At 68.5% G+C, this 22,189-nt stretch carries 22 protein-coding genes and 2 pseudogenes; 11 read left to right on the plus strand and 13 right to left on the minus strand.

Annotated features, from left to right (window positions below; all coding sequences use genetic code 11):
* Together EP26_RS36925 and EP26_RS24595 are read left to right on the plus strand one after the other, a co-directional pair.
* Window positions 1-239: pseudogene (locus EP26_RS36925) on the plus strand (IS701 family transposase); the annotation flags it as partial.
* A 64-nt stretch (window positions 240-303) separates the two neighbouring features.
* A pseudogene (locus EP26_RS24595) lies at window positions 304-888 on the plus strand (alpha/beta hydrolase); the annotation flags it as partial.
* Between the two features lie 114 nt (window positions 889-1,002).
* Here EP26_RS24595 and EP26_RS24600 read toward each other — a convergent pair.
* Window positions 1,003-2,229: a metal-dependent hydrolase family protein gene (locus EP26_RS24600; protein ID WP_043342534.1), complete on the minus strand. Its 1,227-nt coding sequence runs from the start codon at window positions 2,227-2,229 to the stop codon at window positions 1,003-1,005.
* A gap of 142 nt (window positions 2,230-2,371) precedes the next feature.
* Here EP26_RS24600 and EP26_RS24605 point away from each other — a divergent pair, with 142 nt between their 5' ends.
* Window positions 2,372-3,691: an LLM class flavin-dependent oxidoreductase gene (locus tag EP26_RS24605; protein ID WP_211259541.1), complete on the plus strand. Its 1,320-nt coding sequence runs from the start codon at window positions 2,372-2,374 to the stop codon at window positions 3,689-3,691.
* A 3-nt stretch (window positions 3,692-3,694) separates the two neighbouring features.
* On the opposite strand, the gene EP26_RS24610 is transcribed toward EP26_RS24605, so the two are convergent.
* Genes EP26_RS24610 through EP26_RS24620 form a run of 3 tightly spaced genes read right to left on the minus strand, consistent with a single transcriptional unit; the run spans window position 3,695 to window position 6,505 of the window.
* The gene (locus tag EP26_RS24610) at window positions 3,695-4,831 is read right to left on the minus strand and encodes an NAD(P)H-dependent flavin oxidoreductase (protein WP_043342535.1); all 1,137 of its coding nucleotides are present in this window, start codon (window positions 4,829-4,831) and stop codon (window positions 3,695-3,697) included.
* 55 nt (window positions 4,832-4,886) lie between these two features.
* Window positions 4,887-5,324, minus strand: a complete 438-nt coding sequence (locus EP26_RS24615) for a Zn-ribbon domain-containing OB-fold protein (RefSeq protein ID WP_084112928.1) — start codon at window positions 5,322-5,324, stop codon at window positions 4,887-4,889.
* A complete protein-coding gene (locus EP26_RS24620) occupies window positions 5,321-6,505 on the minus strand; it encodes a thiolase C-terminal domain-containing protein (protein WP_043342537.1) in 1,185 nt (394 codons plus the stop codon). The genes EP26_RS24615 and EP26_RS24620 overlap by 4 nt, the downstream gene beginning before the upstream one ends.
* 104 nt (window positions 6,506-6,609) lie before the next feature.
* On the opposite strand from EP26_RS24620, the gene EP26_RS24625 reads away from it, so the two are divergent.
* Window positions 6,610-7,104 carry a MaoC family dehydratase gene (locus EP26_RS24625; RefSeq protein WP_043342539.1) on the plus strand — a complete coding sequence of 165 codons (495 nt, stop codon included), beginning with the start codon at window positions 6,610-6,612 and terminating at the stop codon, window positions 7,102-7,104.
* Here the strand turns inward: EP26_RS24625 and EP26_RS24630 are convergent.
* Window positions 7,067-7,585, minus strand: coding sequence for a hypothetical protein (locus EP26_RS24630; protein WP_157033740.1), 519 nt, complete (start codon window positions 7,583-7,585; stop codon window positions 7,067-7,069). The genes EP26_RS24625 and EP26_RS24630 overlap by 38 nt on opposite strands.
* Here EP26_RS24630 and EP26_RS24635 point away from each other — a divergent pair.
* Window positions 7,544-7,924 carry a hypothetical protein gene (locus EP26_RS24635; protein WP_157033741.1) on the plus strand — a complete coding sequence of 127 codons (381 nt, stop codon included), beginning with the start codon at window positions 7,544-7,546 and terminating at the stop codon, window positions 7,922-7,924. The genes EP26_RS24630 and EP26_RS24635 overlap by 42 nt on opposite strands.
* Before the next feature lie 19 nt (window positions 7,925-7,943).
* Here the strand turns inward: EP26_RS24635 and cysC are convergent, their stop codons facing one another.
* Genes cysC through EP26_RS24655 form a run of 4 tightly spaced genes read right to left on the minus strand, consistent with a single transcriptional unit; the run spans window position 7,944 to window position 13,475 of the window.
* Complete coding sequence (gene cysC, locus EP26_RS24640) at window positions 7,944-9,803, minus strand: adenylyl-sulfate kinase (RefSeq protein WP_043342546.1); 1,860 nt, start codon at window positions 9,801-9,803, stop codon at window positions 7,944-7,946.
* Window positions 9,803-10,780 (minus strand): sulfate adenylyltransferase subunit CysD, encoded by a 978-nt coding sequence (cysD, locus tag EP26_RS24645; protein ID WP_084112930.1) that lies wholly within the window; start codon window positions 10,778-10,780, stop codon window positions 9,803-9,805. The genes cysC and cysD overlap by 1 nt, the downstream gene beginning before the upstream one ends.
* Window positions 10,777-12,888 (minus strand): sulfotransferase family 2 domain-containing protein, encoded by a 2,112-nt coding sequence (locus EP26_RS24650; RefSeq protein WP_043342548.1) that lies wholly within the window; start codon window positions 12,886-12,888, stop codon window positions 10,777-10,779. Before EP26_RS24650 ends, cysD begins: the two co-directional genes overlap by 4 nt.
* A gap of 56 nt (window positions 12,889-12,944) precedes the next feature.
* Window positions 12,945-13,475 (minus strand): glycosyltransferase family 2 protein, encoded by a 531-nt coding sequence (locus EP26_RS24655; protein WP_043342550.1) that lies wholly within the window; start codon window positions 13,473-13,475, stop codon window positions 12,945-12,947.
* Window positions 13,476-13,557: 82 nt separating this feature from the next.
* Between EP26_RS24655 and EP26_RS37705 the strand changes: the two genes are divergently transcribed.
* The 6 genes from EP26_RS37705 (at window position 13,558) to arsB (ending at window position 17,709) form a co-directional block, all read left to right on the plus strand.
* On the plus strand, window positions 13,558-14,124 hold the full coding sequence (locus EP26_RS37705; protein WP_245624508.1) for a hypothetical protein: 567 nt from the start codon (window positions 13,558-13,560) through the stop codon (window positions 14,122-14,124).
* Between the two features lie 33 nt (window positions 14,125-14,157).
* Window positions 14,158-14,637, plus strand: a complete 480-nt coding sequence (locus EP26_RS32395) for a hypothetical protein (RefSeq protein ID WP_052389636.1) — start codon at window positions 14,158-14,160, stop codon at window positions 14,635-14,637.
* A 792-nt stretch (window positions 14,638-15,429) separates the two neighbouring features.
* Entirely contained in the window at window positions 15,430-15,744 is a 315-nt protein-coding gene (locus tag EP26_RS36930; RefSeq protein WP_211259542.1) for a hypothetical protein, read from the plus strand.
* 59 nt (window positions 15,745-15,803) lie between these two features.
* Window positions 15,804-16,154, plus strand: a complete 351-nt coding sequence (locus EP26_RS24670) for an ArsR/SmtB family transcription factor (RefSeq protein WP_043342556.1) — start codon at window positions 15,804-15,806, stop codon at window positions 16,152-16,154.
* A 26-nt stretch (window positions 16,155-16,180) separates the two neighbouring features.
* Window positions 16,181-16,618 carry an arsenate reductase (glutaredoxin) gene (arsC, locus tag EP26_RS24675; RefSeq protein ID WP_043342559.1) on the plus strand — a complete coding sequence of 146 codons (438 nt, stop codon included), beginning with the start codon at window positions 16,181-16,183 and terminating at the stop codon, window positions 16,616-16,618.
* Window positions 16,615-17,709: an ACR3 family arsenite efflux transporter gene (gene arsB, locus EP26_RS24680; protein ID WP_456303885.1), complete on the plus strand. Its 1,095-nt coding sequence runs from the start codon at window positions 16,615-16,617 to the stop codon at window positions 17,707-17,709. Before arsC ends, arsB begins: the two co-directional genes overlap by 4 nt.
* 55 nt (window positions 17,710-17,764) lie before the next feature.
* Here arsB and EP26_RS24685 read toward each other — a convergent pair whose 3' ends face one another.
* The 4 genes from EP26_RS24685 to EP26_RS24700 form a co-directional block, all read right to left on the minus strand.
* Window positions 17,765-18,472, minus strand: a complete 708-nt coding sequence (locus EP26_RS24685) for a hypothetical protein (RefSeq protein WP_043342561.1) — start codon at window positions 18,470-18,472, stop codon at window positions 17,765-17,767.
* A gap of 4 nt (window positions 18,473-18,476) precedes the next feature.
* Window positions 18,477-19,883: a TRAP transporter large permease gene (locus tag EP26_RS24690; protein ID WP_052389637.1), complete on the minus strand. Its 1,407-nt coding sequence runs from the start codon at window positions 19,881-19,883 to the stop codon at window positions 18,477-18,479.
* Window positions 19,884-19,888: 5 nt separating this feature from the next.
* A complete protein-coding gene (locus tag EP26_RS24695; RefSeq protein WP_052389638.1) occupies window positions 19,889-20,536 on the minus strand; it encodes a TRAP transporter small permease subunit in 648 nt (215 codons plus the stop codon).
* A gap of 70 nt (window positions 20,537-20,606) precedes the next feature.
* Window positions 20,607-21,752, minus strand: coding sequence for a TRAP transporter substrate-binding protein (locus EP26_RS24700; protein ID WP_043342563.1), 1,146 nt, complete (start codon window positions 21,750-21,752; stop codon window positions 20,607-20,609).
* Window positions 21,753-22,189 lie beyond the last annotated feature (437 nt).

Consider the following 22,189-nt stretch of genomic DNA (forward strand, 5'->3'; position numbering starts at 1 on the left):
AGGGACGGTCCTGGACTGGGCTGCACCGACACGAGCTGATGACCTGCATCGCCTTTGCCTATCTGCAGCACCTTCGCCTCGCCGCGCAGCGCACGACGGGGTCGGGGAAAAATGCCGGGTCAGGTTCCGGGACCGCCACCATCGCCGAGCCTGCCAGCTCTACGCCGTGCCATCATGACGCGGCTGTTTGCCGACCTGATCACGCCGATCCGATGTCCGCACTGCAGGCGCAAGCTTAGGCCGCCGCCTGACTTTAGACTGCCCAGGTAGTGCTAGGGCGGCTGGTATTATAGCTTCTGCGTCGAGCCAATCGTAAAGGCCGGCGCGCTGGTGGCAATGGTCGAGTACGACCTGTGCCCCGACGTCTCCATGGACGTGCTCGTCGGGCAGGTACGCGAGGCCTGCGCCTGGCTGTACCGCAACGCCGCGGGGTTGGGCGGGAACCCCGCGCGCCTCCATGTCGCGGGTCACTCGGCGGGCGGACACCTCGCAGCCATGATGGCTGCAACTGACTGGGTGTCGCACGGCCGCGACCTACCCCCGGACATGATCCGAAGCATCGTTCCGATCAGCGGTCTCTTCGAGCTTGAGCCCCTGAGGTTCACGCCGCCGCAGGTGGACCTGCGGCTGGATGGCGAAGCTACGCGGCGCAACAGCCCGTCCCTCCTGAAGCCGGCTTGGCCCCTGCCGATCAGCGTGGTCGTGGGGGGCAGCGAGAGCGACGAGTACCGCCGGCAGTCACGCGACTTCACTGCGGCGTGGCGGGACATGGCAGGCGCGATGGATTACCTCGAGACGCCTGGCCACAACCATTTCGCCATCATCGAGGCCATGACGGAGCCAGCAAGCCCCCTGACGGCCGTCATTCTGCGCCACCTCGGTTACTAGGCCTGTGCGGTCGCCGGCGACCCAGCCGGCCCCCCCGTTTCGCTCAGCACCCGAGGCCTCGCACAGCCTTCCGCGGCAAAGCCGCGGAAGGACACCTGGCCGGACCCGGCAGGGTCAGGCGTGCTTCACCACCGCGCCACCCTTCATGATGAGGGGCATGTGGCGGCCCTGGGCGGTCAGCAGGCTGAGATCTTGGAGCGGGTTGCCCTCGACAGCGATGAGGTCGGCATGGGCGCCGGGGGCGATGCAGCCGATCTCGCCTTCCATACAAAGCAGCTTCGCGGCGATGTGGGTGGCGGAGGCGATGACCGTCTGGGCCGGGAGGACGCGGCCGCGGATGACGAATTCCTCCGACTGGTGACGGTGCATGGAGCCGAGCAGGTCCGTGCCATAGGCCATGGGCAGGCCGGCCTCGTGCATGATGGAGATGGATGCCATGCCGGAGAGGCGGACGTCGTCGATCTTGCCGAGGGAGTCCGTGCCGATGCCGAGGGCTTCGCCCTCCTCCGAGAGCTTGTCGTAGGTGACGAGGGTGGGCACGGCGATGGCGCCGCGGGCGGCGGCGAGGCTGGCGGTCTCGGATTGGATGAGGTTGCAGTGCTCGAGCGAGCGGACGCCGCATTCGACGGCGCGGCGAATCGCGGCATCCGTGTAAAGATGGGCGGAGACATAGGTGCCGGCGTTCTCGGCTTCCTCGACGACGGCGAGCAGCTCCTCGCGGGAGAAGCCGAGGAAGTGGATCGGGTCGGTCGGCGAGGCGACGCCGCCATTCGCCATGATCTTGATGAAGCGGGCGCCGGCCTTGATCTCCTCGCGGGCGGCCTGGCGGATGGCGGGGACGCCGTCGCAGAGGCGGCCGAGGGCGCCGAGGCGGCGGGCGTAGTCGGGCGGGTTGGCGTCGTAGCGGCCGCGGAAGTCGCAATGGCCGCCGGTCTGGCTCAACGCCTTGCCGGCGATGACGAGGCGGGGGGCGAGGACCGTGCCCTCCTCGATGGCGGCGACCTGGCCGTGGTCGGCGCCGCCGACGTCGCGCAGCGTCGTGAAGCCGCGCATCAGCATCTCGCCCATCAGGCGGATGGAGCGGGCCATGACCAGGCTGTCGGGCATGGTGGCGCAGCGGGCGAGGCTGGCATCGACGGCGACGACATGGACATGGGCGTCGATCAGGCCGGGCATCAGGATCCTGCCGGCGAGGTCGATGGTCTCGGCGCCGGCGGGGGCGCGGGCGGTGGTGGAGACCTCGCGGATGCGGCCGCCTTCGATCACCACGCCCTGGGGGCCGGTCGGCTCGGGGGCGGTGCCGTCGACGATGCGGGCCTGGGCGAGGAAGAGGCTGGGCATGAGGGTGTCCTGTCTGCGTCGTAGGGCGGCGACAGAAGGCCGGGGGAGACGAAGATTCAAGCGGGTTTTTCGATGGTGGCGGGCGGGTGGATTCCGCGCGGCGGGCGGCTAAGGTCGGCGGGCAGACGAGAGGGGGTTCGACATGGCGACCATGGCGCTGGCGACGCTGGTGCATCCGACCGGGTCGCATCCGGCCTCCTGGCTGCATCCCTCGGCGCATCCGGGAGCGTCGATGGATATCGGCTACTACCGCGACATGGCGCGGCTGGCCGAGCGGGGGATGTTCGACCTGTTCTTCATCGCCGACACGCCGGCGGCGCGGACGAGCCAGCTCGAGGCCTATGCGCGGTTCCCGCTGTTCATGAACGTGTTCGAGCCGCTGACCCTGCTTGCGGCGCTGGCGGGGGCGACGACGCATATCGGCCTCGGCGGGACGGCAAGCACGAGCTTCTCCGAGCCGTACAACATCGCGCGGCAATTCGCCTCGCTCGACCATATCAGCGGCGGGCGGGCGGCGTGGAATGTCGTCACCTCGGCGAATGATTTTGCGGCGCGGAATTTCGGGCTCGACCGGTTGCCGCCGCATGGGGACCGGTATGAGCGGGCGCGCGAGTTCGTCGACGTCGCCAGGAAGCTTTGGGACACCTGGGAGGATGGGGCCTTCCTGCGCGACCGGGAGAGCGGGCTGTTCTTCGACCCCGCGAAGCAGCATCCGGTGGCGCATGAGGGGCGGCATTTCCGGGTGAACGGGGCGCTCAACATCGAGCGGGTGCCGCAGGGGCAGCCGGTCATCATCCAGGCGGGAGCGTCGGATACGGGGCGGGAATTCGCCGCCGAGACGGCGGAACTGGTCTTCGCCTCGGACAGCACGCTGGAGGCGGGGCGGCGGTTCTATGCCGATTTGAAGGGGCGGATGGCGCGCTACGAAAGGCCGCCGGAGGCGCTGAAGGTGCTGGCCGGGCTGCCGGCCATCGTCGCCGATAGCGAGCAGGAAGCGGAGGATATGTACCAGACGCTTCAGGCGCTCATCCATCCGGATGTGGGGCGGATGCGGCTGGGAATGGACCTGGAGGCGGACCTCTCGGGGCTGCCGCTGGACGAACCGATTCCGCCGGAGCGGATCCCGGCCTCGGCCAATCTGCACAAGGCGTATTTCGAGCATATCCTCGGGATGATCCGCGAGGGGCTCACGCTGCGGCAGCTCTACATGCGCTACGAGCGGGGCAACAAGACCATCCGCGGGACGCCGAAGCAGGTGGCGGACCACATGGAAGAGTGGTTCACCGGCGGGGCGGCGGATGGCTTCATGCTGACCTTTGGCCTGCTGCCGCTCGGGATGCGTGACTTCATCGAGAAGGTGGTGCCGGAATTGCAGCGGCGCGGGCTGGTGAAGCGGGAGTGGCGCGGGCGGACGCTGCGGGAGAATGTCGGGCTGGAGCGGCCGGCCTGGCGCCGTGCCTAGCCCTCATCCGGCGGCGAGGGCCTGCATGTCCTCCAGCGCCTCGGCGAATTCCTGCATGAAGCCCTCGACGACGCTGCGGCAGGACTGCACGCCCTCCACCAGCCCGACGCCCTGGCCGACGAAGTAGCTGACCAGGGCGCGGGCGGAGGCGTTGCCGCCCTCGGCCGCCTGGTTGATGCGGGCCATGGCGGGCTCGCTGACGAGGCCTTGGAGCGGCATTGGCAGGGTGCTGGGGCTGTCGGGGCCCTCCCAGGCCTCGGTCCAGGCGGAGCGGAGCTGGCGGGCCGGCTTGCCGGTGCGGCCGCGGGAGCGGACGGTGTCGCGCGAGCGGGCGGCGACCATCTTCTCGCGGAAGACGGGCGAGGTCTCGGCCTCGGCGGTCGCCAGCCAGACGGAGCCGGTCCAGACGCCGGCGGCGCCCATCGCCATGCAGCCGGCCATCTGCCTTCCCGTCATGATGCCGCCGGCGGCGAGGACGGGCGTGTTGCGGGCGACGCGCAGGACCTCGGGTACGAGGACCATGGTGGAGACCTCGCCGCAATGGCCGCCGGCCTCGCCGCCTTGCGCGACGAGGATGTCCACGCCGGCCTCGACCTGGCGCTCGGCGTGCTCGCGGGCGCCGACGAGCGCGGCGCAGGGGATGCCGGCGGCGCGGGCGCGCTCCAGCATGGAGGCGGGTGGGACGCCGAGGGCATTGGCGATCAGCCGGATCGGGTGGCGGAAGGCGACCTCCATCAGCCGCTCGCCGCTCTCGCGCTGGTAGGGGGCCGGGCGGTCCGGGTGGCCGCGGTGGCGGTCGCCGACGGGGCCGTCCGGGTCGATGCCGTGGCGGCGCAGCAGGTCTTGGACGAAGGTGCGGTGCTGCGGCGGGATCTGCGCGAGGAGGGTGGCGCTGCCGGCCTCGCCCTCGGTGCGGATGGCGAGGTTCTCGGGGATCAGCAGGTCGACGCCATAGGGGCGGCCATCGACCTGCGCGTCGATCCAGCGGAGCGCCGTCTCCAGCTCCTCCGGCGTCATGCTGGCGGCGCCGAAGACGCCGAAGCCGCCGGCCTTGCTCACCGCCGCCACCACGTCGCGGCAATGGCTGAAGGCGAGCAGCGGGAAGCCGATGCCGAGCATGCGGCAGAGGCGGGTGTTCATGGCGGTTTTCCTCCCTGTTCGCCCCGGGCGGCTTGGGCCGCTCTTGGGGTGGCGGTTACTTGACGAGGCGCCACTGTACCAGGGTGTAGGGCGGCGTCGCCTCGTCATGCGGCTCGAAGACGGCCTCGACCTCGGCGCCGATCGTCACCTCCTGCATCGGGTCGCCGAGCAGGTTGCCGACCATGCGGATGTTGTCGGCTTCGGGTAGTTCGACGAGGACGACGAGGTAGGGGCCGTGGCCGTTCAGCGCGGGATGCACCGGGTGGTGCGGCCGCTGCCAGCTGTAGATGCGGCCGCGCGGCGCGACCTCCGCCCAGCCGAGGTCGAATGAGTGGCAGCGGTGGCAGATCCACTCCGGGCCCCATTGGTGCTTGCCGCAGCCGTTGCACTTCTGCACGACGAGGCGGTTGGCGCGGGTGCCCTCCCAATAGGGCTGGGCGATGGGCTCCTGGGCGGGGGCGGGCAGGCCTTCGGGGAGGTAGTGCGTGCTCACAGGGTGTCCTCCGTGCCGACGACCAGGCTGCTGACGGGTGTCACCATCGGCCCGCCGAGGACGGCGACGACCTTGGCGTCCTTCACCTGGTTGATGGCGGTGCCGCGCAGCTGGCGCACCGCCTCGTTCACCATCTCAAGCCCGTGCATGTAGCACTCGGCCAGGTTGCCGCCCGAGGTGTTCATCGGCATGCGGCCGCCGGAGACGAGGAGGTTGTCGAGGACGAGCTGCTCGTTCGCGGTCTTCGGGTCGACGAAGCCGTGCTCGACGAGGCTGAGCAGCACGCCGCCGGTGAAGTTCTCATAGGCCTGGACGACGTCGCAATCCTGCGGGCCGAGCTTGGCCATCTCCCACATGTTGCGCGCCACCGTCTTGAAATGGGCGGAGGCGTAGTCGGGCGCGTTGTGGACCGGCGCGGCGCTGCGGTGGTGGCCGCCCTGGGCGGCGCCGAGCAGGTAGACGGGCTTGTGGCGGAGGCCGCGGGCGCGGTCGGCGGGGACGACGAGCACGGCGCCGGCGCCGTCATTCTCCTGGCAGCAGTCGAACAGGCGGTGGAAGGGCTCGATGATCCAGCGGGAGGCGTCGTACTTCTCCTCGCTCAGCGGCCGGCCGCGCATCACCGCGTTCGGGTTGCTCTGGGCGTGGTGGTAGGAGGCCATGGCGATGGCCCGCAGCGCCTCGTGCCGGATGCCGTGCTCGGTCATGAAGCGGGTGATCTTCATGGCGAAGCGCTGCGCGGGGGACATCAGCCCGTAGGGGGCGAGGAAGGCGTCGTCGCCGCCCACCGCCGCCGACTGGTTGCCGCGGCCATAGCGGGCGAACTGGCCCTGGGCCAGCGAGCGGAAGGCGATGACGCAATTCGCCATGCCGGAATGCACGGCAGCGCCGGCATTGGCGACGGCCGCCGCCACGCCGCCACCGCCGCCGCCCCAATGCATGTTGGAGAAGCGCAGCTCCCTGATGCCGAGCGCGGCAGCGAGGCGCGGGCCGTCCGAGCGGTCGCCGCCATAGGAGGCGAAGCCATCCACATCCCGCGGATCGACGCCGGCGTCGCGGCAGGCATTGACGATGGCCTGGAGCGCCAGCTTGAACTCGGCGTCCGGCGATTGGCCGTGCTTGTAGTAGGTCGTCTCGCCGATCCCGGCGATCGCGACCTTGCCGCGCAATGTGCGCTCGCTCATGCCGGTATCCCCTCCCTCGATTGTTCGCATGCTTATGGTAAGCATGGCTATCTTGTGCATGACGGAACGGCGCGGACAAGCCCGGTTCGGGAGGAGGCAACGACATGACCGAGTTCGACCCGTCTCGCCACCGGATGGTGGCGGAGCAGCGTTGGTTCGAGGATTTCGCCATCGGCGAGCGCTTCGTCCTGCCGAGCCGGACGATGACGGAGGCGATCTTCCTCGCCTTCCAGGCGGCGAGCGGCGACAACCACCCGGTCCACTACGACGCCGAGTATTGCCGGGCGCGCGGCATGCCGCACATGCTGGCGCACGGGTTGCAGACGCTGATCCAGACGGCGCCGGGGGCGGGGCTCTTCCCCTTCATGGTCGAGGAGTCACTGGTCGGCTTCCTCGAACAGTCGAGCCGGTTCCTGAAGCCGGTCTTCGCGGGTGATACGCTCTACCCGGCGCTCGCGGTGGCGGAGCTGGCGCCGCGGCGGACGACCGGTGTGGTCGGCCTCGCCAGCACGGTGCACAACCAGCGGCGGGAGCTGGTGCTGGAGGGGGCGATGCGCTTCGTCATCCGCAAGCGGGAGCCGGCAGCAGGCCCCGGTTGACCATCGCCCAGCGGATATGGGCGAGCACGGCGGCCAGGGCCTCGGGCAGCGGGGAGGCTGCCGGCAGCGACTCCAGCGGCATGGGCGGCAGGCGGTCGCCGAGGTCGAAGAACTGGTCGCAGAGCGATGCCTTCTCCTCCTCCGGCAGGGCCGAGAGGGTGACGCCGCGCATGGCGTCGCAGAGCAGCGGGTGGAGCTTGCGCTCGCGGGTGGGCGGGATGGTGGCGAGCGGCGGCGCGCCGATCAGGCCGAGGAAGCCGGGCAGGACGGAGCCGCCATGCGGGGCGCAGACCGTCTCGTAGTCGTGGAAGGCGCAGGCTGCGGCGCCGAAGGCCTGGCGCCAGGCCTGGGTGCGGCGCTCGAAATCGGCGGAGAGCAGGTTGTCCGCGTCGCCGAGGAAATGCGTGAGGGGGCGTGCCTCGCCGCCCATCTGCACCTCGTGGCGCCAGCGCGAGAGCAGGAAGGCCAGCGGGTCGCGCACCAGGCCGATCACGCGAGGGGCATAAGGGCGGAGGAAATCCGCCAGCGCCGCGAGCGGCTCCGGGCTGAAGTCGAGGCGGCAGAATTCCTCGCTGCTCAGCAGGAGGGTGCGGCCGGCGGCCCGGGCGGCGTCCAGCTGCGGGCGGTAATGGGCCTCGACCTCGGCGCGGGTGTAGGGGCGGTCCTGCCAGGGGTAGTCGCGGCCCTCGAAGCCCCAGGCGAGGTCGGGATGGCCGAGCCAGCCGCTCAGCCCCGTGGGGATGTCGATGCCGGCCTCGGCGAGATGCGGGGCGAGGTGGGCAGCGCCTCCTGGATCGCGGTCGAGCCGGTCTTGTGGTAGCCGATATGCAGCAGGACGGTCATGGCGCGGCGAGCCGGGCGAGGACGGCCTCTGCCAGCATCTCGGGCGTGGTGCCGGGGGTGCTGCGCAGGATCAGGTCCGGCGCCTCGGGCGGCTCGTAGGGGCTGCCGATGCCGGTGAAATTGGGAATCTCGCCGGCCAGGGCCTTGGCGTAGAGGCCTTTCGGGTCGCGCTGGATGCAATCCGCGAGCGGCGCATCGACGAAGATCTCGAGGAAGCCGCCGGGCGGCAGCATCTCGCGCACCATGCGCCGGTCAGTACGGAAGGGCGAGATGAAGGCGCAGATGGCGATCAGCCCGGCCTCGGCGAGAAGCTTCGCCGCCTCGCCGGCGCGGCGGATGTTCTCGACGCGGTCGGCCTCGGTGAAGCCGAGGTCGCGGTTGAGGCCGTGGCGGAGGTTGTCGCCGTCGAGCAGCATAGTGGCGCGGCCGGCGGCGTGCAGGCGCTGCTCCACCAGCCGGGCGATGGTGGACTTGCCGGAGCCGGAGAGGCCGGTGAACCAGACGACGCGGGGCGACTGGCCGAGCAGCGCGGCGCGGGCGGTGGGCGTCACCAGCCCGGCTTGGCGGTGGATGTTGGCGGCGCGGCGGAGGACGTGGCGGATCATGCCGGCGCCGACCGTGCGGTTGGTGGCGCGGTCGACCAGGATGAGGCCGCCGGTGGGGCGGCATTCGGCATAGGGGTCGAAGGCGAGCGGCTGCAAGGTCGAGAGGTTGGCAAGGACCGCCTCGTTCATCGCCGCGCTGTCGGCCGGCTCCGTGGCGCCGGTCGCGATGTCGAGGCGGTGGCGGATGCGGGTGACGGTGCAGGGCGTCCAGGCGGTGCCGGCACGGAGGAGGTATTCGCGGCCGGGGAACAGGGGCTCGGCGTCGAACCAGACGAGGTCGGCGGCGAATTGGGTGGCGACGGCTGGGCGTTGGTCGGGCGGGGCAAGCAGGTCGCCGCGGGCGGCGTCGATCTCCTCGGCGAGGATGAGCGTGACGGCCTCGCCGGCTTCGGCCTGCTCGCGCTCGCCATCGGGGCTGAGGATGCGGGCGATGCGGCTGGTGGCGCCGGTGGTGGCGATGGTGATCGCGTCACCGCGGCGCCAGGTGCCGGCGGCGACGGTGCCGCAGAGGCCGCGGAAATCGGGCGAGGCGCGGTTGATCCATTGCACCGGCAGGCGGGGCGGCGCGGCGAGTTCGGGCCGTTGGAGGGGCAGGTTCTCGAGCAGGGTCAGCAGCGGGGGACCATCGTGCCAGGGCATAGCGGCGGAGGCGGTGGTGACATTGTCGCCGTCGCGGGCAGAGATCGGCACGGAGGTCGCCGAGCGGAAGCCGAGGCTGGTGGCGAGGGCGGCGAATTCGGCGGCGATGCGGTGGAAGGTGGCTTCGTCGAAATCCACCAAGTCCATCTTGTTGACGGCGAGCACCAAGTCGCGGATGCCGAGCAGGGCGCAGATGGTGGCGTGGCGGCGGGTCTGCACCAGCAGCCCCTTGCGGGCATCGACCAGCAGCACGGCGGCGTCGCAGCCGCTGGCGCCGGTCGCCATGTTGCGGGTGTACTGCTCGTGGCCCGGCGTGTCGGCGACGAGGAAGCTGCGGCGCGCGGTGGCGAAGCTGCGGTAGGCGACGTCGATGGTGATGCCCTGGGCGCGCTCGGCTTCCAACCCGTCGACCAGCAGGGCGAGGTCGGGTGCCTCGCCGGTGGTGCCGAAGCGGCGGCTGTCGCGAGCGAGGGCGGCGCGCGTGTCGTCCATCACCTGCCCGGTCTCCCAGAGCAGGCGGCCGATGAGGCTCGACTTGCCGTCATCGACGGAGCCGCAGGCGAGGAAGCGCAGCGTCTCGCGCGCGTTGGGGGTGGCGGCGTCGAAGGCCATCAGAAATACCCCTCGCGCTTCTTGCGCTCCATCGAGGCGTCCTCGTCGCCGTCGATCAGGCGGCCCTGGCGCTCGCTGGTGCTGGCGGCGCGCATCTCGGCGATGATGGCGGGGAGCGTCGCCGCGGCGCTCTCGACGGCGCCGGAGAGCGGGTAGCAGCCGAGGGTGCGGAAGCGGACCATGCGCTGCTCCAGCTGCTCGTCGGGGGCGAGGGGCAGGCGGGCGTCATCCACCATGATCCAGGTGCCGGCGCGGCGGACCACCGGGCGGAGCGCGGCGAAGTAGAGCGGGACGACAGGGATGCGCTCGGCCTCGATGTAGTCCCAGACGTCGAGCTCGGTCCAGTTGGAGAGGGGGAAGACGCGCATGCTCTCGCCCTCGGCGAGGCGGGTGTTGAACAGGCTCCACAGCTCCGGGCGCTGGTCGCGCGGGTCCCAGGCATGGCCGGGGCCGCGATGGGAGAAGATGCGTTCCTTGGCGCGGCTGCGCTCCTCGTCGCGGCGGGCGCCGCCGAGCGCGGCGTCGAAGCCGTGGGCGTCGAGCGCCTGGCGCAACGCCTCGGTCTTCATCACGCGGGTGTGGAGGGCGGAGCCGCTGGCGATGGGGTCGATGCCACGGCGCAAGCCTTCAGGGTTGGTGTGGACGATGAGGTCGAGGCCGTGCTCGCGCGCCGTGCGGTCGCGGAAGGCGATCATCTCGCGGAACTTCCAGCCGGTATCGACGTGGAGCAACGGCATGGGCAGGCGCGCGGGGGCGCAGGCCTTGCGCGCGAGGTGCAGGAGGACGCTGCTGTCCTTGCCGATGGAGTAGAGGAGCACCGGGCGGCGGAAGGCGGCGAAGCAATCGCGGATGATGCCGATCGCCTCGGACTCGAGGCGGCGGAGGTGGGCGGTGAGGGCGACCGGGAGCAGCGCCCCGGTCTCCTGCGGGCACGCCTCGATCTGCGGTTTCGCGGCGTGCCGGACTGGCAGATTCATCGGCTCGCCTGCACAAATGCCGCGAGCCGCGAGTATCGTGGGTCGCATCCGCCGGCAGTCGTGGAGAGGTCAATGATGCCATCCTTCGACTCGGCGAATTCGGCCGCGGCCACCCAGGCCGATGCCGGCAGACCAGTGAGCGCGCCCATCCAGGCGGCCTCCACCATCTCGAACAGGAGCTGATCGGCGAAGGTATAGGGGGATGCGGCCTTGAGGATGACGTCGCTGATGCTCGGGAGACGTGGGGAATGCACGTTCTGCGGCTGCGCGCTTAGGTAGCGCCACCCGAACTTCCGGGCACAGAGTGTCAGCAGCATGCCAAGATGGTCGACGGGCGCGAACAGCCAGGCCTTTTCGATGAGATTGTCGAAGGCCTGCCAGAGCGCGTCCCACTCGTCGATGGTTTCCATAGGATGAGCGCCGGAGATGAATTTGAGCGAGGGATTGATCTGCCAGACCTGCATGTCGTTCAGGAAATGCAGCAGGCTGGCATCCTGCGCCTGGAGATGGACCGAGAAATCGCTCTCTCCTGCGGATACCAGATAGTGGTACTCGGACAAGAGCCGCTGGACGGGATCGCGCAGCGTGCCGAAGGCGACAAACTCCCCGGTGAAATATCCGGCACTGCCGAAAGGCAGGTGGCCGCTGAGGTAGGCGTAGTCCTCTTGCGGCGGCTTCGATTTCACGCCGTGGAATTGCGCGAGATCGCCGCTGCCGACGAAGCCTTCGAGCCCGGCATGGTTGATGGCCAGGATGCGGTTCACGGTGGAACCGGCGCATTTCGGCACATGGACGAAATAGGGCTTGCCGCCGCGGGAGCCGAGCATGTTCTCCGACATTGTCGCGGTCATCCGCCGCAGGGCAGCCTTCAGCCGGTCGTCTGCCCCGATCAGCCTGGACTGGAAGACGCGCTGCCGTTCCTGGGCCTCCAACGATGCAGGGGATGCGGTTCTCACGCGAAGATCCGCGGCGGCCCATTGGCGCAGGTCGAACGGGCGCGGCTGCGGGCTGGCCGCTTCGGGCGTGACGGGCGCGATGGCCGGATGGTCCGTGCCATCGGCCGTCAGGATCCTGAGGCCTCCCCGGCCGGCGCGGATGCATAGGGTGGGGCCGTCCGGCGACGGCTCGGAATAGATCTGCCCTCCTGTGCCGTTGTCGAAGACGATGCCACTGTTCTCGCCGGCGCCGGCGATGCGGAGCGCACCCTCGGTGAAGGTCGTCAGATCGAAGTCGATGCCGCGCCTGATTCTGCCGTTCTCGGACATGAGCACGGTGGACCGATCGCCAAGCGCGTTGCGCAGGATGATCCCCCAGTGCCAGGCGCCGCGCCGGTCCTGCGGGCCGCGCGTCGCGTCATCGCTGTCCTCCGTCCTGATCTCGACGGCCGCGGTGTTGCGGTTGCCGAAGCCGACGATCTGCACGCCGACCTTGGCCATCGCGGAGCCAAGCAGCGGCGACTTCGTGCCCCAGTCGAGACCGGCGTTCAGCACGTCGATCTCGATCCCCACGAGCTGGGCGTCGAAGTCGGCGTCGTCGTACTCGGCGGAGCCGGCGGGAGTATAGGTATCCCATTTCAGCGGCCAGGACCGGGCGCTGACGAAGGCTCCCCAGGACTTGGCGCCCGGCACCAGCGCCGCCGAATCTCCCCAGATCGAGACCGCGTTCAAGTTGGGTGAGAAATTGAAGGTCTCCACCAGCAAATTCTGGTGATGGTTGTGCGTGTGCCGGTAGTCTTCGGAGCTAAGCGGCGTGCCGTAGGGCGCTAGCTGCGCCTCGTGCGGCCGCGAATGCGCATCCTCGATCGGCGTATCGTTGGAGATGGTCTGGGAGACGACGAGATTGCGGGCGAGGCCGGTGCGCAAGCCGGAATACTGCGGCCAATAGCCCTCGATCCGGGGATGCCGGCCGCGCACCAGGTTCACCCCGTTGCCGTAGCGCAGATCGATCAGCGTCACATCGTCCGGCACCTGGTAGGGCGCGGCGCCCTGCGCGAGTGTCGGCGACAGCACGATGAGCTTGCCGCCTGCCTCGATAAAAGCCCGGAGACGATGTCCGGTCTGCTCGGTCACTTCGGTGACGACGAAGATCGCGGGAAGTTCGGTGCGCATACTGAGTGAAGTCCTCATCCTGGCGAAGCCATGGCCCGCCGAAATTGGTGCCGGCTTTATGCATGCTGTCCCTGTGCCCTGAGCCACCCGAGCACCCGCGCCTCGGGCGGTTCGGCGATCATCTCAAAGGCTTCGCCGACGCGGCTGAAATGCGGGTTGAAGGTCGGGTCCTCGGTGAGGGCGGAGCCCCAGCGGCGCTGCATCACGCCGAGCGCCTGGCTCCAGGCGGCGTCGCGCATCGCGTCGTCGAAGGCGGTGCGCAGGCTGCGGCTTTCCTGGTGGATGGCTTCGATATCGCCGAGGAAGAGCACCTCGTGGCCGGCGGCGCGAAGCTTCAGGCAGAAGTCGATGTCGTTGAACCAGACCGGCAGCTCGGCCGCGTCGAAGCCGCCGCAGTCGCGGAAGGCAGAGGCGCGGCATGCGAGCGCCGCGCCGGTGACGGCCGCTGCCCGGCGCCGGCTGACCCAGCGGCGCAGCGGGCCCGGGGCGTCGCGCTCGGCGCCGCGGCCCTCGTGTTCGGTGCGGCCGTTCAGGCCGAGCACCACGCCGGCATGCTGCACGCGGCCGTCCGGATAGAGCAGGCGCATGCCGGCGGCGGCGACCTGCGGGTCGGCGAAGGCCTCGGCCAGGGCGAGGTCCCAGCCGGGGGTGAGCAGCTCGACATCGTCGTTGAGGAAGAGCAGCCGTGTCCCAGATGTCGAAGGAGACGCGGCGGGCGCTGGCGATGGCCGCCAGCAGTGGCGCCGGGGCGGGCATCGGGCGGCCCTGCGGCGGGCGGTCGGCAGAGGTGGCCTCGGTGCCGTAATACTCGAGGTCGACGACGCTTCTCGCGGGCGGCGGCGGAGCGGCGGCCTCCGAGGCGGCGGTGGCGGCGGCGTCGCGGGCGGCGGCGAGGTCCTCGTCGCTGTAGAGGCCGGCGCCGGCGGTCAGCAGGTGGCAATAGAGGGCGACGGGCTCCGCCGGGCCATCGGCCGGGCAGGTGACGAGGTCGACGCCAGGATGCGGCGCCTCGCCGGCCTCGGCGCCGAGGGTGAGGAAGTGGACCAGTGGGTTGAGGCCGAGCCCGGCGAGTTCCGGGTGGCGGGTGGCATACCAGGAGGTGTCGAACAGGCGGTTGGGCGAGAGGCCCTGCATCCAGCCAACCTGGACGAAATGGGTGAGCGGGTTGATGCGCTCGGCGCGGAGGCTCGGCATCTGCGCGGCGTAGAAGGCCGGGTCGAATGCCGGATGGGGTGAGAGGCCTTCGGCGAAACCCTGGCTCAGATAGTGGTGGAACAGGCCGGTGGCGGGGATGCCGGGGGCCTGGGCGGCGTAGTGGGCTGGGTCGAAGAGCGGGTGCGGCGAGGCGCCGGCGGCGGCGCCGGCCAGGACATAGTGGCCGAGCGGTGTGCGGGCGGCCTCATGCCAGTGCGGGTTGGCGGCGATGTAGTGGGCCATGTCGAAGAGCGGGTGCGGCGGGTGCAGCGGCGCTTCGCGCACCTGCCATGCGACGAGGCCCTCCGGGTCGCGGGCGGCCTCGGGGTGGCGCTCAGCGAACCAGAGCGCATCGAACAGGCCGGAGGACTCGATCCGCTCCACCTCGGTAGGAGAGGGCGGGAGCGGGAGGTCGTCGACGGCGGTGAAGGGCGAGGCATCGTCCAGCAACGGCGGAAGCGTCGCCTCGGGGTGGACGGGGATGTTCATTGGGCGGCTCCGCGCGATGGCGCGGTGCGGTTGCGGCAGGGAGGCAAGGCGATCATGGCGTGCTGAATCCCGCACAGCTGCGGCATGAAGCCGCCCCGAAGATGACGATCAATTTTCGTTATGATTACAAAATGATAGCATATGCTTCCAAAAACGCCACAGCTTTAGCAAGCCTTAGCGGAGCATTCCTAACGGATCGTTGTTGAAGCGTGATGTCTTCCATCCTGGTTCGGGGTTATGTGCGGCCGAGTGGTGGAAGTGTTCATTGCGGAATGTCGCAAGGCCGGAATGCAGGTGCTGGCGCGGGCCGGCATCGCCCGTTGCGCCGCTGGGTCCTGGGGCAGGATCGCCGGGGCGTGGATCGTGCCGCGGCCCCGTGCGGATGTGAGCCGCGCGGATCTCGGCCATGGATGGGCAGAATGGCCGGGCCAAGCTTGGCCATGGTGTCGGCGGGGATGACGGGCTGTTCCTCCGCGGCCGGCCCATCCCTTCCGCCTGCCTAATATTCTTCGCGGCTTGGTCGCGGGCGGCGGGGCGAGGCATGCGGAAAGAGGCGACGATTCGGGCTCCGCATGAAGCCGCGCAGGGGCTTTGTGGGCGAGTTCCTGGATCGCGTTGCAAGAAGGTTGTTTCGCCAGGGGCTTGGCCCTTTGCGTCGCGGCTTCATGACCAGGTTCCATGCCGACACCAGCGCGGACGGCTGGCCGCTCGGTCTGCCGATCATCCGCCACGCAGATTGGTGTCGCAGCACCCTGCCGATGATCCAGACCAAATCGAGCCGAAAGGCCCAAGTAGCCGTCGATCATGCATTGTACAGCCAACCCAGCCGGATAGAATGTTACTTTGTCAATATAAAAAATGCCTGTCGCATTGCTACCCGCCAGGCAAGATGGCTGCCAGCACCACAACTACCTGATCTTGGCCCATGCAGGCTCAGAGAAGGCCGCCGAGGACGCCGGCTTCTACTACGCGGCCAGTGCAGCAGCGCGTCTGTCCGGCATCCTGACGCAGCGGGGTGGCCTTCAGGCATGCCTCTGGAGTTCGGCGGCAATGCTGGCGGCTTGCATGGCACTGACCTTCGTGCTGCCCGAGAGCGCCGGATGCCGGTTTGATTGGGCTTCGATCCGACAAGTGCTGCCACACTGGATACGGCATTTCGATGAATGTCGTTGAATCCGAAGGAAAGGTGAGATACCCTACGATTAAAGGCGAAATGTCGTAGGAATATTCCCATGGAATCCAAGCAGGCCGTCGCGGCGCTCGGGGCCTTGGCTCAGGATTTGAGGTTGCAGGTCTTTCGCCTCCTGGTCGAGCAGGGGCCGGATGGGCTCCCCGCGGGCGTCATCGCCGAACGGCTGGGAATTCCCCCATCGTCGCTGACCTTCCACCTGCAGCAGCTCTTGCATGCAGGGCTGGTCACCCAGCGGCGACTCGGCCGCCAGCTTTTCTACGCCATGGTCCCGGAGACGATGAACGGCCTCGTAGCCTATCTGACCGAGCATTGCTGCGGCGGCCGAGCCGATTGCGGCCCCGCCTGCGACCCCGCCGCGGTCAGCGCGCCCGAGGGCGCCTCCGCCGCCTGACATCCTGCCCACCTTCGGAGCCCGCCGTGACCGTCACCATCTACCACAACCCTGATTGCGGGACGTCCCGCAACGTCCTCGGCCTCATCCGCAACACCGGCGAGGAGCCGAGGATCGTCGAGTACCTGAAGACTCCGCCCTCGCGGGAGGAGCTGTCGGACCTCATCCGGCGCATGGGCGTGCCGGTACGCAGTGTGCTTCGGCAGAAGGGCACGCCATATGAGGAACTCGGCCTCGGCGATCCGTTGCTGACCGATGGCCAGCTGCTCGACGCCATGATGACGCACCCTATCCTCATCAACCGGCCTATCGTGGTGACGCCGCTCGGGGTGAAGCTGTGCAGGCCTTCCGAGACGGTGCTCGGCATCCTGCCGAACCCGCAGCGTGGCGCCTTTGCCAGGGAGGATGGCGAACAGGTCGTGGACGCCGCCGGGCAACGCGTCATCAAGGGAGTGGCCGGATGAGCCCGTCGGTGCAGGCGGAGGCGGCCATCCAGAGCCGCAAGGCGGCGATGGGCATGTTCGAGCGCTACCTGACGCTCTGGGTGGCACTCTGCATCGTGGCAGGCATCGCACTCGGCGCGGTCATGCCGGGCTTCTTCCAAGCCCTCGGCCGCCTGGAGGTCGCCCAGGTCAACATCCCCGTCGCGGCGCTCATTTGGCTGATGATCGTGCCGATGCTGCTGCGTGTGGACTTCGTCGCCATGGGGCGGGTCGCGCAGCACTGGCGCGGCATCGCCGTCACCCTCGGCATCAACTGGCTGGTGAAGCCCTTCTCCATGGCGCTCCTCGGCTGGCTCTTCATCGGCTGGCTGTTCCGGCCCTGGCTGCCCGAGGGCCAGATCGACAGCTACATCGCCGGGCTCATCCTGCTGGCGGCTGCGCCCTGCACGGCCATGGTCTTCGTCTGGTCCCGCCTGACGGATGGCGAGCCGAACTTCACCCTGTCCCAAGTTGCGCTCAATGATGCCATCATGGTCGTGGCCTTCGCGCCCGTGGTCGGCCTGCTGCTCGGCCTCTCCGCCATCACCGTACCCTGGGACACGTTGCTGCTCTCGGTGGGCCTCTACATCATCGTGCCCCTCGTCGCGGCGCAAATCTGGCGCCGGTCGCTACTGGCCTCCGGCGGCGAGGCGGCCCTCCAGCGCAGGCTGAAGGCGCTGAACCCGGTGTCCCTGGTCGCCTTGCTCACCACCCTGGTGCTGCTCTTCGGCTTCCAGGGCCAACAGATCCTCGCACAGCCGCTCGTCATCCTGCTGCTCGCGGTGCCCATCCTCATCCAAGTCTACTTCAACGCGGGCCTCGCCTATTTGCTGAACCGGCAGTGCGGCTCGGCGCACAGCATTGCCGGACCGTCGGCCCTCATCGGCGCCAGCAACTTCTTCGAGCTGGCCGTCGCCGCCGCCATCAACCTGTTCGGGTTCGAGAGCGGTGCCGCGCTGGCCACCGTGGTCGGCGTGCTGGTGGAGGTGCCGGTGATGCTCTCGGTGGTCCACATCGTCATGCGGACCCGCAGCTGGTACGACCGAGGAGCGGGCCGGGTGGCGGTTCATTAGATGTTTGCTCCCGAGAGCAGCCAGGCCGGCTCGATAACTCGAACCGGTAGCGACCTCAGACGAAGTTGAACTTGGCCCGGCCGAGTCCCGCGAAGCTGGCTGCCAGGCTCAGCCCCGCTTCCGGCCTCACCGCTGGAGAAAGCCCAGTCACCACCAGCACAGCCCCAGCCGGAAGCCCGCCCGATCGCCGAGCCGCATCCACGGCCAGCGCCAGCGCTGCCTGTAGGTCTACAGTCGTTCCGCGCGGCCGCCGCCTTGCTGCAGCCAGAGTGACGGCAACGCTGTTTGCCGGAAGGGTACCACCTCGGCCAGCGGCAACGTGACCGAGGCCGCATAGATCGGCCGCCAGCAGGCCCAGGCCGGCCGGCGGGTCACGGAAGCGGCTGCCCGTCACATCAATGGCCGGATGCACTGCTGCGAAGGCCGGAAGCCCCTGTCCGCTCTCCGGCAACGCTTCAGCCAGGACCGCGACCAGTGCCGCGGTGGCCTGGGCATGCCGCAATACAGCGAGGGGCAGGCTGGCTCCGTCGGGCAGCAGCCGCCCCTCCAGCATCGGTCCGGCAAGACGCACTCCATCCAGCCCCAAAGCTAGGCGGATTCCGCAAGTGACGAGGCCCAGCTCCTCCAGCATCAAGGCAGCCAGCTCATCGCCCTCGGCCACGCTGTCCGGCACCACGTTGTCCGGCAGCGCAGCCATCGGATTGCCGGTCTCGAAAGCCTCGGCCAAGCAGGCTGCCGCCTGCCGCCGCGCCGCTTCCTGCATCGGCCTATTGCGCCGGCGGCAATGCGATCTCTTCCTCCGCAAAGCCCCCTGGCGGCGGCGCTTCCATGTTGATCGTCGGCGCATCGCCGGCACCGCCATAAAGCTGTTCCGGCAGCCAGGTCACCAGCCCGGGGAAGACATAGACCGAGATCATGCAGATCACCACGATGTAGATGAAAGGCATGCAGCCAGCGAAGATCTGTTCCAGCCGGACATGCTTCGGCGCCACGCCTTTCAGGTAGAAGGCCGCCATGGCGACAGGCGGCGAGAGGAAGCTGGTCTGCAGGTTCAGCGCGATCATCACCCCGAAAAACAGCGGGTCCACGCCGAAATCGTCCAGAAGCGGCAGGAAGATCGGCACGAAGATAACGATGATCTCAGTCCATTCCAGCGGCCAGCCGAGGATGAAGATCAGCAACTGCGCCAGGACCATGAAGGTGAACTGGTTCAGCGGCAGTGACTTGAAGAATTCCTCCACCAGCGCCTGGCCGCCGAGATAGCCGAAGACCGATGAGAATATGGCCGAGCCGACGAAAAGCCAGCACACCATGGCGGACGTGCGAGCCGTGAGGAACACGCTTTCCTTGAGCTTGCTCCAGGTGAAGCTGCGGTAGATCACCGCCAGAATGATGGCGCCGAGCGAACCCATAGCCGCCGCCTCCGAAGGCGTAGCGAGGCCCAGCAGGATGCAGCCCAGCACCAGGGCGATCAGCAGTGCAAGCGGCAGGAAGGAACTCGCGAGCGACCAGAGGATGGTCGAGAACGGCACCGCCACTTCCTCGGGCGGCAGCCGAGGCGCGACGCCGGGCTTCACGATGGCGATGCCTATCGCATAGAGGACATAGAGACCGGCCAGCATCAAGCCGGGGATGAAGGCCGCGGCATAGAGCTGCACGACCGAGACGCCCGCGGTGGCGCCGAACAGGATCAGCATGATCGAAGGCGGGATCAGGATGCCGAGGCAGCCGCCAGCCGCGATCACGCCGGTTGCCAGCTTCACGTCGTAGCCCGCGCGGAGCATCGGCGGCAGGGCCAGCAGCCCCATCAGGGTCACCACCGCCCCGACGATGCCGGTTGCCGTGGCGAAGAGCGCGCAGGTCGCCAGCGTCGCCACCGCCAGGCTGCCGGGGATGTTGCCCGAGGCCATCTGCAGGCTGCGGAACAGCCGGTCGAGTATGTTCGCCCGCTCGATGATGTAGCCCATGAAGACGAAGAGCGGCACGCTGATCAGGACGTCATTCGCCATGATGGCGTAGGTGCGCTGCACGAGCAGGTCGAAGATGCGTTCCTGCATCCCGAGATAGCCGAAGAACAGGCCCATCGCCATCAGGGTGAAGGCGATGGGAAAGCCGAGCATGATGAAGAACAGGAACAGGAAAAGTTGGGTGAGGCCCAACACGCCGTCGCTCATGGGGATTATCGTCCGGTGTGTTCGTCAGCGGCGCGTTCGCCGGGGATTCGTCCGCTCGCGGCCATCTCGCGCGCCAGGAGCTCGGGGTCCTTCTCGGCGGCGGCGGCCAGGATCTGCTGTTCCAGCTCTTCCACGTCCGAGAGGCGCTGCGGCCAGGTGCCGCTGCGGATGCATTGGACGCAGCGCACCACCTCGACCAGCCCCTGCAGCAGCAGCAGCACGCCGACCACCGGGATCAGCAGCTTGAAGGGCCAGATCACGGGCCCGGTCGGGGAGAACATGCTGCGCTCGTTCTGCCGGAAGCTTTCGGCGAAGAAGTGCCAGCCGGAGATCATGAAGGCGAAGATCGCCGGGAAGAAGAACAGGATGAACAGCACCAGGTCGAACCAGGCCTGGGTGCGCGGCGTGAAATTGCGGTACAGGAAATCGCCGCGCACATGCCCGTTGCGCGACAGCGCATAGGCGCCCGCCATCATGAACAGCGTGCCGTAGAGCATGTAGGATACGTCGTAGCCCCAGCTGGTCGGGGCGCGGAAGACGTAGCGGACGAAGACCTCGTAGACCACGATGCCGGTCAGCGCGAGGATTGTCCAGGCGAAGGTCTGGCCGACGAAGGTGCTGAGCCGGTCGATGCCGAGCAGCAGGCGCTGCATGCGCGTTCCCCCAATTCGAACGGAACCCGCCGCCCGGCATCGCCGGACGGCGGGGCTGACCTGGCGCGGCTCAGCCCTGGCGGGCGAAGAAGTGATTGTAGGAAATCACCGGGCTGGCCTCGTAGCGCAGGAAGAAATTACCGACCCGTCGGCACCAGTCACGTTGGCTGTCGCATATCTTCTTGAACAACGGGCCGTTGACCGGGGAGGAATTGTCGGCCTCTAGCCTGGCGATGACCCGGTCCCAGGCCTGCAGCTGCGCATCCAGCACCGGGCGCGGCGTCGGCCTGACATTCACCCCCTGCTGTTGCGCCATGGCCTGGAGGTCGCGCGAGAACCGATCCTGCAGCTTCCAGCTCATCTCGGCCGAGGCGGATTCGGCGCCATGCCGAATCACCGCCTTCAGCTCGTCTGGGAGGCTGTCGTACCTGGTCTTGTTGAACAGGATCTCGAAGCTCTCCACCCGCTGGTGGTAGCTCTGGATCATGTAGGTCTTGGCGACGTCGGGGAAGCCGAGGACCCGGTCGGAGGAAGGGTTGCTGAATTCCGCTCCGTCGATCACGCCGCGCTCCAGCGCCGGCACGATCTCCCCGCCCGGCAGGGAGACGACAGCGGCGCCCATCTCGTTCATGACATCGGCGGCCAGGCCGACGGTGCGGTATTTCAGGCCTCGGATCTGGTCCGCCCGCTCGATCGGAGTCTTGAACCAGCCGAGCGGCTGGGTCGGAATCGGGCCGGACAGGAAGCCGACCGTATTCACTTTCAGCACATCCTGGGTGAGCTCGCGGTACAGCGCCTCTCCCCCGCCCTGGTAGAACCAGCCGAGCATCTGGTTGGCATCGCCGAACCAGGGCGGCGCCGTGCCGAACAGGCTGAAAGCCTTGTTCTTGCCAAACCAATAGGCGCAGACGCCATGCCCGCCATCGAGCGTACCGGCCGAGACCGCATCCAACAGCTGGAAGGCGCCGACTACCGCGCCGGCTGCCAGCAATTCCAGCCGCAGCCGGCCGCCAGCCATGGCGTTGACGCGGCTCACGTAATCCTGGGCGAACTCGTGGAAGATATCGCGCTGCGGCCAGGTGGACTGAAAGCGCAATGTCACGGTCTGGGCGCGGCTGACATTCGGCGTGGCCAGTACGGCCGCCCCGGCGGCGCCGATCGCAGCGACCTTCAATAGGCCACGACGCCCCGGGACCGATGTCTCGGTATCAGACATGTTTTCTCCCCGTGAAAAGGCGCCAGATTTGAATTGCCCTGTCGCCATTGCTCTACCGTTCTAGATAACGCGAGGGCCACCTGGCCGCAATGCTATCTTGCGCTACTCGGCCGACCGATGCGGTGCAGCACCGGCCCCATGCTGTATTTCCTGAAGCCTTCTCTTAAATTTCACGAAGCCGCGACTGCCACTTGCATTATTGGAGACATGACCCGCCGTGAAGCGCCCGGATTTGGCGATTCAGGTTCAGCGTTAGCTTTCGCCGTATCTCTAAGAACTGGAGACATAAGTCTGATCTTGGCGTCATGGGCTGATGTCAGCCTTTCTTGTTCCTGACGACTTCTAATACCAACCGCCATGGTCACTGACTCGCATGTGATCCGCGGTTTGCGGCGGGCGTGATTCGCTGTCTCCCGGGGGTTCGATTCGGGAGGCTT

The organism is Belnapia moabensis DSM 16746 (assembly GCF_000745835.1).
Classification (GTDB): Bacteria; Pseudomonadota; Alphaproteobacteria; order Acetobacterales; family Acetobacteraceae; genus Belnapia; species Belnapia moabensis.

Excerpts from the sequence above, each read along its gene's own strand:
- EP26_RS24620 (WP_043342537.1), bottom strand. The coding sequence starts at position 6,505 with ATGAGCGAGCGCACATTGCGCGGCAAGGTCGCGATCGCCGGGATCGGC.
- EP26_RS24685 (WP_043342561.1), bottom strand. The coding sequence starts at position 18,472 with ATGCAGGAAGCGGCGCGGCGGCAGGCGGCAGCCTGCTTGGCCGAGGCT.
- EP26_RS24600 (WP_043342534.1), bottom strand. The coding sequence starts at position 2,229 with ATGCCCAGCCTCTTCCTCGCCCAGGCCCGCATCGTCGACGGCACCGCC.
- EP26_RS24605 (WP_211259541.1), top strand. The coding sequence starts at position 2,372 with ATGGCGACCATGGCGCTGGCGACGCTGGTGCATCCGACCGGGTCGCAT.
- EP26_RS24690 (WP_052389637.1), bottom strand. The coding sequence starts at position 19,883 with ATGAGCGACGGCGTGTTGGGCCTCACCCAACTTTTCCTGTTCCTGTTC.
- cysD (WP_084112930.1), bottom strand. The coding sequence starts at position 10,780 with ATGAATCTGCCAGTCCGGCACGCCGCGAAACCGCAGATCGAGGCGTGC.
- cysC (WP_043342546.1), bottom strand. The coding sequence starts at position 9,803 with ATGGCCTTCGACGCCGCCACCCCCAACGCGCGCGAGACGCTGCGCTTC.
- EP26_RS24655 (WP_043342550.1), bottom strand. The coding sequence starts at position 13,475 with ATGCGCCTGCTCTATCCGGACGGCCGCGTGCAGCATGCCGGCGTGGTG.
- EP26_RS24650 (WP_043342548.1), bottom strand. The coding sequence starts at position 12,888 with ATGCGCACCGAACTTCCCGCGATCTTCGTCGTCACCGAAGTGACCGAG.
- EP26_RS24695 (WP_052389638.1), bottom strand. The coding sequence starts at position 20,536 with ATGCAGCGCCTGCTGCTCGGCATCGACCGGCTCAGCACCTTCGTCGGC.
- EP26_RS24700 (WP_043342563.1), bottom strand. The coding sequence starts at position 21,752 with ATGTCTGATACCGAGACATCGGTCCCGGGGCGTCGTGGCCTATTGAAG.
- EP26_RS24670 (WP_043342556.1), top strand. The coding sequence starts at position 15,804 with ATGGAATCCAAGCAGGCCGTCGCGGCGCTCGGGGCCTTGGCTCAGGAT.
- EP26_RS24625 (WP_043342539.1), top strand. The coding sequence starts at position 6,610 with ATGACCGAGTTCGACCCGTCTCGCCACCGGATGGTGGCGGAGCAGCGT.
- EP26_RS36930 (WP_211259542.1), top strand. The coding sequence starts at position 15,430 with ATGCCTGTCGCATTGCTACCCGCCAGGCAAGATGGCTGCCAGCACCAC.
- EP26_RS24610 (WP_043342535.1), bottom strand. The coding sequence starts at position 4,831 with ATGAACACCCGCCTCTGCCGCATGCTCGGCATCGGCTTCCCGCTGCTC.
- arsB (WP_456303885.1), top strand. The coding sequence starts at position 16,615 with ATGAGCCCGTCGGTGCAGGCGGAGGCGGCCATCCAGAGCCGCAAGGCG.